Origin of the sequence: Enterobacter chengduensis (assembly GCF_001984825.2) — a bacterium.
GTDB lineage: Bacteria > Pseudomonadota > Gammaproteobacteria > Enterobacterales > Enterobacteriaceae > Enterobacter > Enterobacter chengduensis.
The window spans coordinates 4,286,427-4,303,201 of the sequence record NZ_CP043318.1; the positions used below are offsets into that span (position 1 = coordinate 4,286,427).

The 16,775-nt window shown below is 52.4% G+C and carries 15 protein-coding genes and 1 pseudogene; 7 read left to right on the top strand and 9 right to left on the bottom strand.

The window, feature by feature from the left end:
* Positions 1–51 precede the first annotated feature (51 nt).
* Positions 52–1,092, top strand: coding sequence for an aldo/keto reductase (locus FY206_RS20705; protein WP_032643387.1), 1,041 nt, complete (start codon positions 52–54; stop codon positions 1,090–1,092).
* 64 nt (positions 1,093–1,156) lie between these two features.
* On the opposite strand, the gene FY206_RS20710 is transcribed toward FY206_RS20705, so the two are convergent.
* Positions 1,157–1,645, bottom strand: a complete 489-nt coding sequence (locus FY206_RS20710) for a TIGR00645 family protein (RefSeq protein WP_023309169.1) — start codon at positions 1,643–1,645, stop codon at positions 1,157–1,159.
* Between the two features lie 82 nt (positions 1,646–1,727).
* The gene (locus tag FY206_RS20715; RefSeq protein ID WP_032643388.1) at positions 1,728–2,231 is read right to left on the bottom strand and encodes an ESA_00282 family adhesion-associated protein; all 504 of its coding nucleotides are present in this window, start codon (positions 2,229–2,231) and stop codon (positions 1,728–1,730) included.
* A gap of 103 nt (positions 2,232–2,334) precedes the next feature.
* Here FY206_RS20715 and FY206_RS20720 point away from each other — a divergent pair, with 103 nt between their 5' ends.
* Together FY206_RS20720 and FY206_RS20725 are read left to right on the top strand one after the other, a co-directional pair.
* Complete coding sequence (locus FY206_RS20720; RefSeq protein ID WP_077064418.1) at positions 2,335–2,739, top strand: hypothetical protein; 405 nt, start codon at positions 2,335–2,337, stop codon at positions 2,737–2,739.
* 1 nt (position 2,740) lies between these two features.
* On the top strand, positions 2,741–3,190 hold the full coding sequence (locus FY206_RS20725; protein ID WP_032643391.1) for a hypothetical protein: 450 nt from the start codon (positions 2,741–2,743) through the stop codon (positions 3,188–3,190).
* 42 nt (positions 3,191–3,232) lie between these two features.
* Here FY206_RS20725 and exbD read toward each other — a convergent pair whose 3' ends face one another.
* Positions 3,233–3,658 (bottom strand): TonB system transport protein ExbD, encoded by a 426-nt coding sequence (exbD, locus tag FY206_RS20730; RefSeq protein ID WP_032643392.1) that lies wholly within the window; start codon positions 3,656–3,658, stop codon positions 3,233–3,235.
* Positions 3,659–3,662: 4 nt separating this feature from the next.
* Positions 3,663–4,394 (bottom strand): tol-pal system-associated acyl-CoA thioesterase, encoded by a 732-nt coding sequence (gene exbB / locus FY206_RS20735; protein WP_032643394.1) that lies wholly within the window; start codon positions 4,392–4,394, stop codon positions 3,663–3,665.
* Between the two features lie 251 nt (positions 4,395–4,645).
* On the opposite strand from exbB, the gene metC reads away from it, so the two are divergent.
* Together metC and yghB are read left to right on the top strand one after the other, a co-directional pair.
* The gene (gene metC, locus FY206_RS20740; protein WP_032643397.1) at positions 4,646–5,833 is read left to right on the top strand and encodes a cystathionine beta-lyase; all 1,188 of its coding nucleotides are present in this window, start codon (positions 4,646–4,648) and stop codon (positions 5,831–5,833) included.
* A gap of 142 nt (positions 5,834–5,975) precedes the next feature.
* Positions 5,976–6,635, top strand: coding sequence for a DedA family general envelope maintenance protein YghB (gene yghB, locus FY206_RS20745; RefSeq protein WP_023309176.1), 660 nt, complete (start codon positions 5,976–5,978; stop codon positions 6,633–6,635).
* Positions 6,636–6,680: 45 nt separating this feature from the next.
* Here the strand turns inward: yghB and FY206_RS20750 are convergent, their stop codons facing one another.
* Positions 6,681–7,580: an AraC family transcriptional regulator gene (locus FY206_RS20750; protein WP_032643400.1), complete on the bottom strand. Its 900-nt coding sequence runs from the start codon at positions 7,578–7,580 to the stop codon at positions 6,681–6,683.
* Between the two features lie 195 nt (positions 7,581–7,775).
* Between FY206_RS20750 and yqhD the strand changes: the two genes are divergently transcribed.
* Together yqhD and dkgA are read left to right on the top strand one after the other, a co-directional pair.
* Entirely contained in the window at positions 7,776–8,939 is a 1,164-nt protein-coding gene (gene yqhD / locus FY206_RS20755; RefSeq protein ID WP_032643402.1) for an alcohol dehydrogenase, read from the top strand.
* Positions 8,940–9,043: 104 nt separating this feature from the next.
* Positions 9,044–9,871: a 2,5-didehydrogluconate reductase DkgA gene (gene dkgA, locus FY206_RS20760; RefSeq protein ID WP_032643404.1), complete on the top strand. Its 828-nt coding sequence runs from the start codon at positions 9,044–9,046 to the stop codon at positions 9,869–9,871.
* A gap of 84 nt (positions 9,872–9,955) precedes the next feature.
* On the opposite strand, the gene FY206_RS20765 is transcribed toward dkgA, so the two are convergent.
* The 4 genes and pseudogenes from FY206_RS20765 to FY206_RS20780 all read right to left on the bottom strand — a co-directional run bounded on the left by FY206_RS20765 (position 9,956) and on the right by FY206_RS20780 (position 16,156).
* A complete protein-coding gene (locus FY206_RS20765) occupies positions 9,956–11,098 on the bottom strand; it encodes an IS481 family transposase (protein ID WP_032638743.1) in 1,143 nt (380 codons plus the stop codon).
* Positions 11,099–11,218: 120 nt separating this feature from the next.
* Positions 11,219–12,232, bottom strand: a pseudogene (locus FY206_RS20770) (radical SAM protein); the annotation flags it as partial.
* 114 nt (positions 12,233–12,346) lie between these two features.
* Positions 12,347–12,676 carry a hypothetical protein gene (locus FY206_RS20775; protein ID WP_000140246.1) on the bottom strand — a complete coding sequence of 110 codons (330 nt, stop codon included), beginning with the start codon at positions 12,674–12,676 and terminating at the stop codon, positions 12,347–12,349.
* Between the two features lie 204 nt (positions 12,677–12,880).
* Positions 12,881–16,156 carry a P-loop NTPase fold protein gene (locus FY206_RS20780; protein ID WP_021242119.1) on the bottom strand — a complete coding sequence of 1,092 codons (3,276 nt, stop codon included), beginning with the start codon at positions 16,154–16,156 and terminating at the stop codon, positions 12,881–12,883.
* Between the last annotated feature and the right edge of the window lie 619 nt (positions 16,157–16,775).

Genomic DNA, 16,775 nt, shown 5'->3' on the forward strand with positions numbered 1-16,775 from the left:
TTCAGAATGAAAACGTTGTTTCGAAAATTCATCGATAAGAAAGGAGACATCATGTCCTGGTACCCTGACGCTGCCCGCTATGAACATATGCAGTACCGTTACTGCGGAAAGAGCGGCCTGCGCCTGCCCGCGCTGTCGCTGGGTTTATGGCACAGCTTTGGCCACGTACAGCCTCTTGATGCCCAGCGGGCGCTGCTGCGCAAAGCCTTCGATCTCGGCATTACCCATTTCGATCTTGCCAACAATTACGGCCCGCCGGCAGGCAGCGCGGAAGAGAATTTTGGCCGTCTGCTGCGTGAGGACTTTGCCGCGTATCGCGACGAGCTGGTTATCTCCACCAAGGCGGGCTACGACATGTGGCCGGGGCCATACGGCTCAGGCGGCTCGCGCAAATATCTGCTCGCCAGCCTCGATCGGAGCCTGCAACGCCTGGGCGTCGACTACGTGGATATTTTCTATTCTCACCGCGTGGATGAAAACACGCCGATGGAGGAGACGGCCGCCGCGCTGGCCCACGCCGTGCAAAGCGGAAAAGCGCTTTATGTGGGCATCTCCTCCTACTCAACCGAGCGCACGCAAAAAATGGCCGAGCTGCTGCGCGAGTGGAAGATCCCTCTGCTGATCCACCAGCCGTCCTACAACCTGCTCAACCGCTGGGTCGATAAGACCGGTTTGCTGGACGCGCTGGCGGCAAACGGTACCGGCTGCATCGCCTTTACCCCGCTGGCGCAGGGGCTGCTGACCGGAAAATACCTGAACGGAATTCCTGAAGATTCGCGCATGCAGCGTGAAGGGAAGAAAATCCGCGGTCTGAACGAAAAAATGCTGACCGAAGCCAACCTGAACAGCCTGCGTTTGCTGAGTGAAATGGCGCAGGCGCGCGGTCAGTCCATGGCGCAGATGGCGCTAAGCTGGCTGCTGAAAGACGCGCGCGTGACCTCAGTGCTGATTGGCGCAAGCCGCCCGGAACAGATTGAGGAGAACGTGCGGGCGCTGGATAACCTGCACTTTAGCGAAGATGAACTGGAAAGAATCGACAGGCATGTTGCGGATGGGGAGTTGAATCTGTGGCAGGCGTCGTCGGATAAATAAGGCCGCACCGGGCAGTCCCCTCTCCCCTTTGGGGAGAGGGCTAGGGTGAGGGGTAAGGTGTACTTTATTTCTTACTGATCTTATCCAGATACCCCATCACAAACGCCGACAGCACAAACGTCAGGTGGATAATGACGTACCACATTAGCTTATTATCCGGCACGTTCTTCGCGTCCATAAACACGCGCAGCAGGTGGATAGAGGAGATTGCCACAATCGACGCGGCCACTTTATTCTTCAGCGACGAGGCATCCATTTTTCCCAGCCAGCTGAGCTTCTCTTTACGTTCGTCGATATCAAGCTGGGAGACAAAATTCTCGTAGCCGGAGAACATCACCATCACCAGCAGTCCTCCCACCAGGGTCATATCCACCAGCGACAGCAGAACCAGAATCAAATCCGCTTCGGCAATTGAAAATATGTTCGGCAGAACGTGCCAGATTTCCTGAAAGAACTTAATCGTCAGCGCGATAAGTGCCAGCGAAAGGCCAAAATAGACGGGGGCCAGTATCCAGCGAGAGGCGTACATGGCGTTTTCAAAAAAGCGTTCCATAAAGTCCTGTTTGCAAAAGAAACCAGCGCTCAGTATATCTCAATGGCGCTGGCTGTTTGCAAGAGCTCACCAGTAGGGTCACTCACACGTTGTCGGGGTTAACCTCCGGGCGGGCGAACTCCGGCCAGACCAGCGCCACCAGCTCCGGATAGGCTTCCAGGCTGAACTCGCGAAAACACTGGCGTAAATTTAATACGTCGAGATCGGAATAAGAGACTTTCTCGCCGTTGAGGCAGCGCTTTTTGATATTGTCATAATATTTATACACGGCTGAATTCAGGTCGCTACAGCGACGCTGTGCCTCAAATAATCCAGGCGTGTCATTAATTTCCGACATTTTCATCCGCTTAATTGTCGCGTGTAAAAAGTCGATATATTCATGGTTCACCCGCCAGTACCAGACGGGCGTAACGGAGTTCATCAATACAGAGAAATGGTCTTCCCCTTCCTCTTTGGTCATGAGTTCCGGTAACGGCGGTTCACTGGTGTCGTTCGACACTTTCGTTTTATTGAACTCCTGCATCAATAAAAGCACACCAGCGGTCAGAAATAGTAATGTGATGACCGTAAAAAAGATGCTGTTCATGGGTAGGCTCCATTTTTTTTGATTTTAAATTTGCCTCATGATATTGTCAACGAATCTCACGCCTTCACCAACCCCATCCTGTTGAAATTAAAGGAAATTAAAAATGCTGCCCGACTATCTCGTCCCGGCTAAGTACCACATTACGCCTGTGGAACAGCAACCGACGGAAGTAGAAAAAGAGGTCAGTTTCACTCAGGGGAAAAGAAAGCTCTCCGATTTTGAGCCTGATATATTAATTGGTGTTTCCCGTACCGGCAAATCCCGTAATATGTTGCTGGAAGAGCACGATCGCCATATAAAAGACCGCTTATTTCGCGCCATAAAAATTGAGGCCTTCGTTCACCTGCTGAATGATCTGCAGGCCGAAGGCGAAATAGATGCCCAGAAACTAAGTCAAATATTGGCCGAAAAAACTAAAGAAATAAACGAAGCGGGCAATGAAATTTGGCTTAACTTAATTACGCGCAAAAAAAACAATCCCATTTTTTATAGCCTGGGGGAAGATTAACGTGAAAGAAATTAACAATAATGACGTTTATTTGACTTTAGATGATAAAAAAAGTGATGAATTTATCTTAAAGCAAAATCTCGATGCGCTACGAAACACAAAAAATGACGAGATGACGCGTATAACGCAAGACCTGGTATCGATCCCGGCGACGCTGGTGCGGCTGAAATGGCAGAATCGCCGTGAAATTTATCCGCTACAGGTCAAAGAAGAAATTTACGGTGCCGTGATGAACGCCATCATCGAACAGCGGCCAGAACTGAAAGAGAAGCTTCTCGGGCGCCTCGAGGCCAACTATCAGTATCTGCTTGCCAGAGAAATCGCCACCCTGCGTCTGACCCGCAAGCTGTCAGACGGTGAGTACCGCACGTCAAACGTCACCTGCGTTGCGTTTGATGAGGACGCGCTGGCAACCTCCTCTACCGCACCGACGGATAACCAAAACCCATAATCCGCCAGGCATAAAAAAAGCCGGCTTTCGCCAGCTTCTTTATCATTTTGAGGCCGCTTTCTCTTCGCCGACCAGCCCAATCTTCAGGTACCCCGCCTGATGCAGCGTGTCCATTACCTTCATCATGGTTTCATAATCTACGGTTTTATCCGCACGGAAGAAGACGGTGGTGTCCTTCTTGCCGCCGGTAAGCTGATCCAGGGCTGGAATAACCGAAGCGTCCGTTACCGGGTCGTTGCCCAGGAACATCGATTTATCGGCTTTCACGGAAAGATAAATAGGCTTTTCCGGACGCGGCTGCGGCTGGCTCGATGAGGCTGGCAGATTCACCTTCACATCAACCGTCGCCAGCGGCGCGGCCACCATGAAGATAATCAGCAGAACCAGCATGACGTCGATAAACGGCGTCACGTTGATCTCATGCATTTCGCCGTTATCGTCCAGATTTTCGTTTAGACGCATCGCCATAGTATCAACCCACGCGCAGTTTGGACGCCGCGTGCACCGGCTTAACCGAGCTGGCATTCAGGTCGAGATCGCGGCTTTGCAGCAGCAGGACCTGCGCGGCAACGTCACCGAGCGTCGCTTTATAGCTGCCAATCATGCGCGCGAAGATGTTGTAGATAACCACCGCCGGGATAGCGGCAACCAGGCCGATTGCCGTCGCCAGCAGCGCTTCTGCGATACCCGGCGCCACGACCGCCAGGTTGGTGGTTTGGGTCTGCGCGATACCGATAAAGCTGTTCATGATGCCCCACACCGTACCGAAGAGACCCACGAACGGTGAGATCGCGCCGATGGTTGCCAGATAACCGTTGCCGCGTCCCATGTGTCGGCCAACGGCCGCGACGCGACGCTCCAGGCGGAAACCGGTACGTTCTTTGATGCCTTCGTTATCTTCACTGCCCGCTGAGAGTTCCAGCTCGTTTTGGGCTTCATTCACTAGCAGGGTCGTCAGGCTTTTCGCGTGGAAAGATGAGGTCATGTCTGAAGCCTGATCCAGAGAGCGGGCTTCAGCCAGCTGCTGCTGCTCACGCTTGAGGCGACGCTTCTGCGAAAGCAGCTCGGCGCTTTTGCTGAAGAAGATAGCCCAGGTGACAACGGACGCCAGAATCAGGCCGATCATCACAATCTTAACCACGATGTCAGCATGCTGATACATGCCCCAAACGGAGAGATCCGTCTGCATCAAATTATTACCCACTCTGTATCTCCAGGACGCAAATCACAAAATCTGAACGTAATAATATCAAAACGCCGTCGAATTGATAGTAGTTCTCATTAGTATTTGCATGGTGCCGTAATTTTCGCTCACTTTCCTTGCGCTTACGCAGTAAAAATTTCTTATGCGGATTTTTGCTAATATTTTCTGCTTATTCGATAAGCCTGCGGGTGCAGTTTTTTGCAATCGTGGTAGTCTGGACGTCCAGACGTATAAAAACAGGGTTAGCGAACATGACTAAGAAGCATCTTGATACCACGCTGGTACAGGCAGGACGCAGCAAAAAATATACGCAAGGATCGGTTAACAGCGTGATTCAACGCGCTTCCTCGCTGGTGTTTGACACCGTTGAGGAGAAAAAAATCGCCACGCGCAACCGCGCAAAAGGCGGGCTGTTTTATGGCCGTCGCGGCACGCTAACCCATTTTTCTCTGCAGGAAGCGATGTGCGAGCTGGAAGGCGGCGCAGGCTGCGCGCTGTTCCCGTGCGGGGCGGCGGCGGTCGCCAACACCATTCTGGCGTTTGTGGAACAGGGCGACCATATCCTGATGACCAACACCGCCTATGAACCCAGCCAGGACTTCTGCACCAAAATCCTCAGCAAGCTCGGCGTGACGACGGGCTGGTTCGACCCGCTGATTGGTGAAGGTATTGCTGAACTTATTCAGCCAAACACGCGCATTGTGTTCCTGGAATCGCCGGGGTCGCTCACCATGGAAGTGCACGACGTGCCCGCAATCGTAAAGGCCGTGCGCAGCAAAGCGCCGGAAGCCATCATCATGATTGACAACACCTGGGCGGCGGGCGTGCTGTTTAAGGCGCTGGAATTCGACATTGATATCTCGATTCAGGCGGCGACGAAATACCTGATTGGCCACTCTGACGGCATGATTGGCACGGCGGTCTCCAACGCGCGCTGCTGGGATCGGCTGCGTGAGAATGCCTACCTGATGGGCCAGATGGTGGATGCCGACACGGCCTACATGACCAGCCGCGGACTCCGCACGCTGGGCGTTCGCCTGCGTCAGCACCATGAAAGCAGCCTGAAGGTGGCGGAGTGGCTGGCGCAGCATCCGCAGGTTGAGCGCGTGAATCACCCCGCGTTACCGGGCAGCAAAGGGCACGAATTCTGGCAGCGTGACTTTACGGGCTGCAGCGGGTTGTTCTCGTTCGTGCTGAAAAAACGGCTGAATAACGACGAGCTGGCGAGCTATCTGGATAATTTTACCCTTTTCAGCATGGCCTACTCCTGGGGCGGTTTTGAATCCCTGATTCTGCCCAACCAGCCGGAACAGGTTGCGGCTTTGCGCCCCGGCGGCGAGGTGGACTTTACCGGCACCCTGATTCGACTGCATATCGGTTTAGAAAATGTTGACGATTTAATTGCGGATTTGTCAGCAGGGTTTGAACGTATCGTGTAGAGTGCAGGCTGAAATGTACTCTCTGGACGCTTTTGTGAACACCGCAAGCAGAAAAGTCTGTATGAGTTGCGCCCGGGATCAAACCCAACGGGCGAATTAGGGAGTACAATAGCTTCATATCTGCTGTTCCACAGGAAAGTCCATGGCTGTTATTCAAGATATTATCGCGGCGCTCTGGCAACACGACTTTGCCGCGCTGGCGGATCCTCACGTCGTCGGTATCGTCTATCTGGTGATGTTCGCAACGCTGTTTCTGGAAAATGGATTACTGCCAGCCTCTTTTTTACCCGGTGACAGCCTCCTTTTACTTGCCGGGGCGTTAATCGGGAAAGGCGTCATGGACTTCACGCCCACGATGGTGATTCTCACCTCCGCCGCCAGCCTCGGCTGCTGGCTGAGCTATCTGCAGGGCCGCTGGCTGGGAAATACCCGCGTCGTGAAGGGCTGGCTGGCGCAGTTACCGCATAAATACCATCAGCGTGCGACCTGCATGTTCGACCGACACGGCCTGCTGGCACTGCTGGCGGGGCGTTTCCTCGCGTTCGTTCGCACTCTTCTGCCGACGATGGCGGGCATTTCCGGCCTGTCGAACCGCCGCTTCCAGTTCTTTAACTGGCTGAGCGCCCTGCTGTGGGTTGGCGTGGTAACAACGCTCGGCTACGCGCTGAATATGATCCCCTTTGTGAAACACCACGAAGATCAGGTGATGACCTTCCTGATGGTGCTGCCGATGTTCCTGCTGGTGGCGGGTCTGGTGGGAACCATTGCGGTGGTGATTAAGAAGAAGTACTGCAGCGCGTGATCCCCTCACCCTGACCCTCTCCCCATAGGGGAGAGGGAAAAAAGCCTAAGCTCCCTGCATCGTTCTGATACGTGACGCATCCTCTCCCGGCGTAACGCCGAAATAGCGCTTAAACTCCCGACTGAACTGCGAGGCACTTTCGTAGCCCACCCGCATCGCCGCCGCGCTGGCCTTCATGCCGTCGTGGATCATCAGCATCCGCGCCTTGTGCAGCCGGTAGGTTTTGAGGTACTGCAGCGGCGAGGTGCTGGTCACCGACTTAAAATTATGGTGAAACGCCGAGACGCTCATGTTCGCTTCCGCCGCCAGCTGGTCGACGCTGAGGTTTTCAGTGTACTGGCTTTCGATACGCTTGAGCACGCGGCTTATCAGGCTGAAGTGGGTCTGACGGCTCACCAGGGCCAGCAGCGCCCCGCCGCCCGGCCCCAGCAGCACGTGGTAGAGAATTTCGCGGACGATCTGCTTGCCGAGAATGCGCGCGTCCAGCGGCCTCTCCATTACGTCCAGCAGACGCTCGATGGCGCAGAGGATCTCTTCCGACAGCGTCGCCGAGTTGATTCCGCTCGACGCCATCGACGGCTGGAAGAGTTCATCTTCGCCAATCTCCATCAGCAGCTCCTGAAGCTGGAGGATGTCGACGTTGACGCGAATTCCCGCCAGCGGAACGACCTCTGTCGCGAAAGTTTCACATTCAAAGGGTAAAGGTACTGTCAGGAGCAGATATTCATTGGTGTCGTAGCGGAACACGCGCTCGTTGATATAGCCAATTTTATGGCCCGAGAAGAGAAAAACGATCCCCGGCTGGTACATAACCGGCGTGCGCGTCCCGGGCTGCGTGCCGTAGAGCAGGCGAATGTCCGGCAGCAGATCGCCTGCACGATTTTCATTATCTATCAATCTCTTAATCTGCGCAGTGAGCTGCTGGCAGATAGCCTCACGGTTCATCTTGCGTTACTCCGGGTACGGTTTTCGACGTTAACAGTGTGCGTGCTTTTCCGCGCTTTCTCCAGCGCTCTGTAGAAATGGGCAAGACATCGGCAGGAATGTGCATTGAGGGCATAGCCCCGGACCGCCACAATGTGCAGCATCAGGTAGCCATCAGTGCCGCCACGGTTTTTCACCCACTTAAGGGAACGAGCAATGAACAACTTTAATCTTCACACCCCCACCCGCATTCTGTTTGGTAAAGACGCTATCGCTGACCTGCGCGCGCAGATCCCCGCTGACGCCCGCGTGCTGATCACCTACGGTGGCGGAAGCGTGAAAAAAACCGGCGTGCTGGATCAGGTTTACAGCGCCCTGGACGGTCTGGACGTGCGCGAGTTCGGCGGCATCGAGCCAAACCCGTCTTATGAGACGCTAATGAATGCGGTGAAAATCGCCCGCGAAGACAACATCACCTTCCTGCTGGCGGTCGGCGGCGGTTCCGTGCTGGACGGCACCAAATTCATCGCGGCTGCAGCGCACTACGCTGACGGCATCGATCCGTGGCACATTCTGGAAACCCGCGGCAGCGACATCAAAAGCGCTATCCCAATGGGCTCCGTGCTGACCCTGCCAGCGACCGGTTCTGAATCCAACAAGGGCGCGGTGATCTCCCGTAAAACCACCGGCGACAAACAGGCCTTCATGAACGAACACGTTCAGCCGGTCTTCGCGGTCCTGGATCCGGTTTACACCTACACTCTCCCTGCGCGTCAGGTGGCGAACGGCGTGGTCGATGCTTTTGTTCATACCGTTGAGCAGTACGTAACCTACCCGGTAAATGCCAAAATTCAGGATCGCTTCGCGGAAGGCATTCTGCTGACGCTGATTGAAGAAGGTCCGAAGGCGCTGAAAGAGCCGGAAAATTATGACGTTCGCGCCAACGTCATGTGGGCCGCAACGCAGGCGCTGAACGGCCTGATCGGCGCTGGCGTGCCGCAGGACTGGGCAACCCACATGCTGGGCCACGAGCTGACGGCGATGCACGGTCTGGATCACGCCCAGACGCTGGCGGTCGTGCTGCCCGCGCTGTGGAACGAAAAACGGGATACCAAACGCGGCAAGCTGCTGCAGTACGCCGAGCGCGTGTGGAATATCACCGAGGGTTCTGACGACGCGCGTATTGACGCGGCTATCGAAGCGACGCGCAGCTTCTTTGAAAGCCTGGGCGTGCCAACGCGCCTGTCTGGCTATGGTCTGGACGGTAGCTCCATCCCTGCTCTGCTGGCGAAACTCGAAGAGCACGGCATGACCCAGCTGGGCGAGCACGGCGACATCACGCTGGACGTCAGCCGTCGTATTTACGAGGCGGCACGCTAAGCCTTTTTGCCTCTCGCCTTTCGTTTTTTGACATTTCGTCCAGACTTAATGCACACCCCATCGCCGGAGGAACCCTCCGGCGATGCGCACCTGAAGGAGGAAAAATGGCAAACCAAACCGTAATCAAGCTGCAGGACGGCAACGTGATGCCCCAGCTGGGGCTAGGTGTATGGAAAGCCGGTAACGACGAGGTCGTCTCCGCCATTCATAAAGCCCTGGAAGTCGGCTACCGGTCGATTGATACCGCCGCCGCGTACAAAAATGAGGACGGCGTGGGTAAGGCACTGGCCAGCGCCGGCGTTCCTCGCGATGAGCTATTCATCACCACGAAGCTGTGGAATGACGATCAAAAGCGCCCCCGCGAAGCCCTGCAGGAGAGTCTGGAAAAACTCCAGCTCGACTTCGTCGACCTGTATCTGATGCACTGGCCGGTTCCGGCCATCGACCATTATGTCGAGGCCTGGAAAGGGATGATTGCGCTGCAAAAAGAGGGGCTGGTGAAAAGCATCGGCGTCTGTAACTTCCAGGTGCATCACCTGCAGCGGCTGATTGACGAGACCGGCGTCGCGCCCGTCATTAACCAGATCGAGCTGCACCCGCTGATGCAGCAGCGTCAGCTTCACGCCTGGAACGCCACGCATAAAATCCAGACCGAGTCCTGGAGCCCGCTGGCGCAGGGCGGTGAAGGGGTATTCGATCAGAAAATTATCCGCGAGCTGGCGGATAAATACGGTAAAACGCCCGCGCAAATCGTCATTCGCTGGCATCTGGACAACGGCCTGGTCGTCATTCCGAAATCGGTCACGCCATCGCGTATCGCCGAGAACTTCGACGTCTGGGATTTCCGCCTGGACAAAGATGAGCTGGGTGAGATTGCGAAGCTGGACAAGGGCAAGCGTTTAGGCCCGGATCCGGATCAGTTTGGCGGGTAGTTTCCCCTCACCCTAACCCTCTCCCGCAGGGTGTACGGTCCGGGGACATGGTAGACAGGTGTTCGGGGACATGGTGAACACTTTTTAACATCCTTTACCCATGGTGATCGACTTTTTCTTCAGGTCGATCACCCCCACTTTCGTGCTGTACCACCACACTTCATAGCAGCCATCCTCCTGCGTCTCCTTCAGCCCCACCCGTTCTCCCCTGAACGCCTTTCCTGCATTCAGACTGGCTCCCTGTAAGCTCAGCTTCCCGCTGATATCCACTTTCCTGACCAGCACACCTTCATCATATTCCGGGGGCGTCACGCTGCCGCCGTACTGCCGCGCAGACGGCTGATAGCGTGAGGCCGGGACCGCCATATCCAGCGCCTCGTGCGGGCGTTCAAGGTTATAGACCGTCCGCCAGTGGTCGAAGGCACGCTGCAGCTCGCCGCTGTCCGCGAACCATTTCCCCTGCAGCACTTCCGCCTTCAGGCTGCGGTGAAAACGCTCCAGCTTGCCCTGCGTCTGCGGATGATAAGGCCGGGAATGGCCCACCCGGATACCGTGGCGCATCAGCCACAGCTCCAGCGCCGTCCAGGTGCCGGTTGTGTCGCCCCACGGTGAGCCGTTATCCATCGTCATCCGGTCCGGCAGGCCGTAGCGTTCAAAGACGCTGACCAGCTGTTGCTGCACGGTCTCACGCCGTTCATCGGTACAGTGTGTGAGGCACAGGGAAAAACGGGAGTGGTCGTCGAGCAGGGTGAGCGGATGGCAACGGCCGCCGCCAAAGGGGAAGTGCCCCTTAAAATCCATCTGCCAGAGCCGGTTCGGGGCGTCATGTTCGAACCGTCCGGTGGCCGGAATACCCGGAGCCGTGCCGGGCAGCAGGCCGTGACGGGCCATCAGGTTATGGACAGTGCTGAAGGCAGGCATACGGTGTCCCTGGTCTTCCAGCCAGCGCTTAATCTTGCGGGCGCCCCAGCGTTCATGACGCTCATGTGCCATGCGCAGCAGGGCGGTGACGTCGTCAGACGAGCGGTTGGGGGAATGATGCGGCGTGCGGGGGCGGTCCTGCAGGCCGGGTTCGCCCTCGACAGCCCAGCGCTGAAGCCACTTGTAGCCGGTAGCAGGTGAAATGCCGAAGCGACGGCAGAGGGAACGGATGTTCGCCCCGTCCTGCGAGGCGAACAAAACAAACTCGGTACGTAATGACATGGTATCTCTCGCATCCCACGGCATAAGCGACTCCATAAACGGGTTCTTATGCCTTAGTTGTAAGTGTCTACCATGTCCCCGAACAAGTGTTCACTATGTCCCCGGACTGTACACAGGGAGAGGGCCGGGGTGAGGGCATCATCGTTATCCGATCTTACGTTTTCCCGTTTTTTTCGTCCCCGAAGCCCCACCGTTCGAACGCTGATGCACAATCGGGGTGTGCTTGGTCAGCGCCGGGCGCGTATTGCGATTCTGGCGGCGCGCTTCGCGCATCTCATCCAGCGTCGGGGCCGGTACCAGGCAGTCGCGGCGCGAGCCGATCAGGTGTTTTTTACCCATCTCTTCCAGCGCCTGACGGATCAGCGGCCAGTTTTTCGGATCGTGATAGCGCAGCAGCGCCTTGTGCAGACGACGCTGTTTATCCCCTTTCGGCACCACCACCTCTTCACTCTTGTAGCCAATCTTACTCAGCGGGTTCTTGCCGGTGTAATACATGGTCGTCGAGTTGGCGAGCGGTGACGGATAGAAGTTCTGCACCTGATCCAGACGGAAGCGACGCTGCTTCAGCCACAGCGCCAGGTTTACCATGTCCTCATCGCGCGTGCCCGGGTGGGCGGAGATGAAGTATGGGATCAGATACTGCTCTTTACCCGCCTGCTTCGAGTAGGTGTCGAACAGCTCTTTAAAGCGATCGTAGCTCCCCATGCCCGGCTTCATCATCTTCGACAGCGGGCCTTCCTCGGTGTGCTCCGGCGCAATCTTCAGGTAGCCGCCAACGTGGTGCGTCGCCAGCTCTTTAATGTAGCGCGGATCTTCCACGGCGATGTCGTAACGTACCCCGGAAGCGATGAGGATCTTCTTGATGCCCTTGAGATCGCGCGCGCGGCGGTAGAGGTTGATCGTCGGCTCGTGGTTGGTGTCCATGTGCTCGCAAATGCTCGGATAGACGCAGGAGAGACGGCGGCAGGTTTGCTCCGCGCGCGGCGATTTGCAGCGCAGCATGTACATGTTCGCGGTTGGGCCGCCAAGATCGGAGATCACGCCGGTAAAGCCCGGTACCGAGTCGCGAATCGCTTCGATCTCGTTGATGATCGAATCTTCAGAGCGGCTCTGGATAATACGCCCCTCGTGCTCGGTAATAGAGCAGAGCGAGCACCCTATAATTCTGATCATTTAGAAATTTTTTTGCGTTTAAAATCAATGAATTGAAAGATTTCATTTTTCTAAGTCTGATAAAACAGATGAAAACCCAACTGACTATACTCATAAAACTCAATCTTTGCGCTGCTGTACGATACCAGTAATTACAGGTGCCGAGTTTAACATCATGAAAAGTAGCCCAATAATGAATGACGCAACGCCAGCTGCGGTGCCTAACTTCTGACTGAACACCATTGAAACAAAGTACATATTTGGGATAAAAACGGACATAGCAATCACGAAAAGTAACTTATTCAGATAATTATTTATTCGGGTCTTAACCTCAACTCTATCATAAAAAGCCATCGAAACGTAAGCAGTTATCAGTGAATAAAAAGACCATGTCATATAGTTAACCGATTCATTAAATGCCTCTCGCAAAAGCAAAGCACTTTCTGTCATTCCCTACCTCATTAAATCAATAGAAAATAAATCTGAATAATTTATTTTTAAAAGAAAAGAACACAACATAACTTCAGTAGTTATGATTAATCCCTGAATGATTATTTCTTAGCAAGATATAACATGCTTAATGTATATCAGGCAATAAAAAAACTCCCAAAGACCACCGCTGTGGTCTTCAGGTATAGGATTTAAAGAACGAACTCAGTCCGGAAACGTATCACTATCTTCTGTAACGTCCGCTTTCTCTGGTAACATTCTGTTTTTAATATACTGTGAATTCCTGCAGATGAGAGGAAAAATCTCCGAGTTATTCATTATACAACTCGTTGCCGTACGGGCGTCCTCCGGAGACCATGATGAAAATGAAAACGTCTGACGGTCAAGCCATTGAGACAATAATACATTATCAACAGAAGCGCTAAACAGCGCCGCAATAGCCCTGCGTTCAACGGCCTTCTCAGGTTCAATAAACGACAACTCATTATGAAAACGGGTAATAATCGCAATACGGCTGTCAATACGAATATGTCTTTCAAGTAAGACATCGTGCAACTCATCAAGTACAGTCTCTCTCTGGGTATCGTCGAGGCAAGACCACAGAAAATGAATGTTCTCGGCATTTGTGACAACGTCTGGCTCTGCATCACGGAACCATGATGCAAAGATACCCACACTACCTTCCATCCGGATATGCTGCCCCTGAAGTTGCATTTGTTCAAGGATAAAGCGCATGTTCACAGGAAGAACCGTAAAACACTCAATAAGCCTTTCAGAAGAACTAAATACTCCACATGCCAGGGCGTTCAGCTTTTTCTTCAAAATATCAAACTGCTCACCTGACTGATATACGTCATGGAGAAATACTGGACCCATAGCATTCACATCAGACTCAATTATTTTCTCTGACAGTGCTTTTTGACGCTCTCGCACAAATATTAAAAGAGAGGTTGCATTTGTAGCTTCTTTGATGACGTCATACTGACCTTTAACAAAGCTCAGGACAGGTATATTCACCAGAAGACCTAAATCAACAATCCTGCCAACAGCATTTTTGATGTACGGCAGAACATTTTTATCCTTAAGTGCTATAAAGATACTCTCGGCAGTACGTAGATAACGAAGATATGCAGCCAAAGCCAGGTCAAACCGTTCCTCACCAATATGTTCACTGTACGACTCGATACCGGCATAGTTACCATGGAGCACCATGTGAGCAACAGCCTGTGCAGCAAATTCCGCAGGGAAGAGATTCCTCGTCGCCGTATTATTAAGATAATATTGATTTAAAACATTATTATTCCAGTCCGGGCTCAGAACAATTTTTCTGAAATGGATAACGTCCTCAACAACCTGACGATTTTTAAGCGTCATTATTGCAGAGCTAACCTGAGCCCCACCTGTACCATCATTCTTTCCAATTACGTTCTGTACCGCCTTCGATGCAATATTGATATGCCGGATAATTCCCGGATTAAAAAGGTCTATCTGAGGTTGCTCAGCTCCATAGCGTAACATCTCCTCCCGACCGTGATTTCCGATATCTAGTGTGCCAATTTTCAGGTTTGACAAGGTCTCTTCATTATTGACAAGGTATTCCACATAAAATACGCCATCTACAAAATTCTCCATTTTATTCAGTAGTGATTCACCGGCCAGAACAGAGTATGAATCAGCTTCCTGCAGCAACGTCTTCGTGGATTCAGCCTCCAATTTTTCTGAATCCTGAATTTCATCAAGTTTACTCACAATAAACGATATTTGCCTTTCGACGAAAGGCTCTAGGCTTATCCGCCCGTCAGCCATCAGTTTCTGCAGACTCAATACGAAACCTTCATCATTCTTTTCTCTGAGTGAAACAGCATAACTCTGATTCAGCATTTGCACTGCGACTTTGAGTTGCGGTTCGGCGAGAGCCTGACACTTCTCATCCATCCGGCTATAAGAAACCAGCCAGTCTCGCATCTGAATATGTGGTGCCACTCGCTGCCATGCTTCAGCGAAACCCCACAAGGCCGTCAGTTCTTCAAGCCGTGGGATATTTATAGCACCAATCGCGTCTTTAAGAGGCGTATCAAGCAACTCGCTCCTGGCAAGCTCCACCGTGGACTGATAGTGGATGCTCATCAGAAATTCGCTCCATCTTTCTGTATCGTTATTAAAAATTCGGGATATTTGTTGATAAGTTAGCGAGAGCATCTCGTCAAAATCATCCGGAGCAATACCGGGTTCGGTCTGACTAGCTTTGGGATCGCGAAGTAATACTTTAATATCTCGCTCCCCGTATCTGACCACCAGTAAGTAGAGAGCAATAAGAATATGGCGATGATCTTCTGTTGCAGGAACGGTAAGGTTCAGAATATGAATATCATTAACAAACTTCTTCATTAATCGCGGTGTGATACGAGGATACTCAGAGGGTTTCCAGCGCTCAAGCAACACCGTTGCTTCCCGGCACGCTATCCCTGCATCCTCATTTACTGTTTCTTTCCAGTACTGCCTTAACGCTTCCTGCCATCCTGCCGAAATAAGAGGAGGAACCTGAAAACTTACAGGAATCCGCTTTGCAATAAACTCACGCCCGCTGAAACCCGCCACAGAAAGTGAGGCTGAAACCTGTCTTGCCGAATAGGGCACCACTATCCTGAAGTGTTCATGAGTGGCTCCGGCAATAAGCTCCATATCACTCCAGAGCTCTTTCACTTTGTCTGCACTGATTCGGTCCAGATTATCAATGATAAGGATGAAGCGATCTCCATGGGAAATGACCTCTTTGGAGGTAAATCCCTGCAGAGCTTCAGCCAGCTCAATAGCTCCGACCTCCTTATTAACTAGCCAAGTCTCTTCAATCCTGTCAGTACTGTTGCGTTTGAACAAATCACCAATACTCGAATACCCTTTCTTTCTGTACCATTCCATGTTCTGCAGGCATGCCAGTCCTGCGACCATAATGGCAGGAGAAAGAAACGCGGCCACCTCAACATAAAAAAGCCACCCTAATAATGACTCCTTGTTAGTAAAATATTGATTAAGGTCTGTTAGCACATAACGAAGCATCTGCACGGAAAGCAATGACAGTAAAATAAAAACGACGGTCAACCAGCTTAGCCTGCTGCTGACCCTCTTGTCGTATTCAACGATGTTACCCAGAGCCAGATTTTTATACTTATCCAACACATCCCGGGAGCCCGGACATTGTAGGCTGACCCCGTGGTGGATGACATCGATAAGCGCTTTTTTAGTTGAGCCATGATGGTAACGTTCTGCATCAAAGTTAATGAACGTAAAATCATCTTTAAGCTTTTTCTGCAGGAACTTCAATATTGTTGACTTACCTGAACCCAGCTCACCTTCCAGACCAATAATATTGACATCAGGTGTCCTGATGATCTGAGCCACATTCTCTGCAACTTTTTCATGACTGCTGCCTCTAAACATATCCTGGTCAGCGGGTGATTCCGTCTGCAATCGTAGAGTCATTCAGCAATTTCCTTCGTTATAACGTAAGATTCTTTCACTATTAGACACAGTACAGAGCCCACAGCAACCAAATGACTGCAGCCGGGGCAGTTTAGTTTTAAGCATGCATAAGCCGATTTCGATGGAATCCCTTTCACACAATAATATTGAATTGAAGCAATGAAAACATTAATGTGTTTGTTGTGACTAGCTGCAGGGGCCTGGAAGAAATTCCAAAGCCTGACAAACCGGAACAGGGCTTGCTCTGCTCCGGTTTTATCCAGTTCATCTTGAAGCCCTTGTTTTTGTTACATATCCCTGCTCACTCTTTCAGCCATTGTTAAGCTTCTTGTGTGTAATCTGCGAATAATACGGATGCAAAATTGATGCAATGGATTATACATACCTACAGCGCACGTTACGCTGAGCTGAATCGAATTTCAGAGAACGTTCTTCGCTATTACCCTGCCCAGCCAGTTGAACACATTTTATCATCCGGCCCCGAGAGTGACATGTTCTCTGCCTGGTACAGCCTTCATCAGAGTCAAACTAGACGTTATTTACAGGCAAAAGAAGACAGCTACAGAGCTTAAGTCTGACATTATTCGTGGCTGTGTCTGCCTTCGGAGTTTTCAGCTTA